Genomic DNA, 1,793 nt, shown 5'->3' with positions numbered 1-1,793 from the left:
AACGCGCCCGCCCGCGACGTCGACCCGGCCGCCCTGGTCGCGGCGGCGGGCGCGTTCGCGATCGCGGCGATCCTGATCGCCCTGTCGCTCAACCTCTGGCGGCTGCGCGAGGGCCTGAAGCCGGTCTTCGGCGAGACCGCCCGCACGATCGCGAGCCTGCAGGGCCGCCGTGGGCGAAAGGGCGGCCTCGCGGTGCCGCGCTCCGGCGACCTCGCTGCGCACGGCGTCGGCGCCTACGACGCCGCGACCGGCGAACGGCTTTCGGGCGTCGACCTCACCCTCGCGATGCCGTCCCACGTCGCGATCATCGGCGGTCGCGGAAGCGGCGCCCGGGTGCTTGCCGCGATCCTGGCGGGCCAGGTCGCGCCGACGGCGGGCAGCGTCACCTATGCCGGGCACGATCTCGGCGGGTTCGACGCCGCCGACCGCGCCCGGCGCATCGCGTTCGCGGCCGGCGAGGCGATCCTGGTCGAGGGCAGCTTGCGCGCCAACATCCTCTACGGCGCCGATCCCGCCGCCGCCCCCGACCAGCCCGCCTTCGTCGAGATCCTGCGGATCACCGGGCTCGACGCCTTCGCCTACGCCCGCGGCCTCCTCGGCCGGGTCGACCCGGTCGCCGCGCCGGATTTCGCCCGCGCCCTTGTGGCCGCCCGGGTGACGATGCGGGCGGTGCTTCGGGCCGAGGGGGCCGAGCGCCTGGTCGAGCCGTTCGATCCCGCCCGCTACAACCATCAGGCGACGGTCGGCGAGAACATCCTGTTCGGCGAGCCGGTGGGCCCGACCTTCGCGCCCAAGCGCCTGGCGCGGCATCCCTACATGCGGGCGGTGCTGGAGGCGGAAGACCTCGTCCGCCCGCTCACCGAGATCGGCCTCGCCGTCGCGCGGAGCACCGTCGAGATCTTCGCCGAGCTGCCCAACGACCATCCGCTGTTCGATGCGTTCTCCCTCTTCCCGGCGGACGAGCGCGGCTACTTCGAGGATCTGGTGGTGCGCCAGCCGAGCGCGGTCGCCCTGCGTCGCGGCCCGGCGGGCCAGCGCGACCGCGAGCGGCTGATTGGTCTGGCGTTGCGCTACAGCGAAACCCGCCACCGCTTCGGCCTGATCGATCCGGCGTTCGAAGAGAGGCTCGTGGCCGCCCGCCAGTCCTTCGCGCGGATGCTGCCGTCGTATCTCGCCGCGGCTGTGGAGTTCTACGATCCGACGCGGATCAACCCGGCGGCCAGCGTCGAGGAGAACCTGCTGTTCGGCCGCGTCAGCCAGGGCGAGGCCGGCGCCGAGCCGCGGGTGCGCGCGATCGTCCGGCGGGTGCTGACCGAGGAGGGCCTGGAGGCCTCGGTCTACCGCCTCGGGCTCGAGAGCCGCGTCGAACCCGGCAGCGCCGGCACCGGCTCGGTCGCGGGCGAGGGCGCGATCCCGGTGGAGACGCGCATCGCGATCGACCTCGCCCGCTGCCTGATCCGCCAGCCCGACATCGTCGTGGTCGCGATCCTGCTCGACGAGCGCAAGCCCGCCGAGATCGCAGCGCGCATCACCCGCCTGCGCGCGGCCCGCGCCGGCCGCGGACTCGTCGTCTGCGTCCCGGACGCCGCCGACCTCGCCGCCCTCGATCCCTTCGACGCGGTGATCGCTGTGGAGAACAGCACGGTGGTGCCGCTGCAGCCGGACGCAGCCCGCATGCTCGAGCCGGCGTGAAGCCATACGGGCGCCGTATTGGCCGCACAGGCTCGTCCCTGCGTGCACGCCTCGTGCAGGGCCGCATCGGCCGCGACGTCGCGCGCCCCTCCCGCCCCGGC

General features: G+C 74.6%; 1 protein-coding gene. It reads left to right on the top strand.

Annotated features, from left to right (window positions below; all coding sequences use genetic code 11):
• Positions 1-1,692: ATP-binding cassette domain-containing protein (locus FV229_RS26665; RefSeq protein WP_147754794.1), on the top strand; the 1,692-nt coding region annotated here is incomplete at its 5' end.
• Positions 1,693-1,793: the final 101 nt, after the last annotated feature.

The sequence above is a fragment of the Methylobacterium sp. WL120 genome, from assembly GCF_008039465.1.
In the GTDB taxonomy this organism is placed as follows: domain Bacteria; phylum Pseudomonadota; class Alphaproteobacteria; order Rhizobiales; family Beijerinckiaceae; genus Methylobacterium; species Methylobacterium cerastii.
The sequence above is the reverse complement of the archived record's forward strand: the minus strand, read 5'-3'. Positions and strand labels throughout refer to the sequence as shown.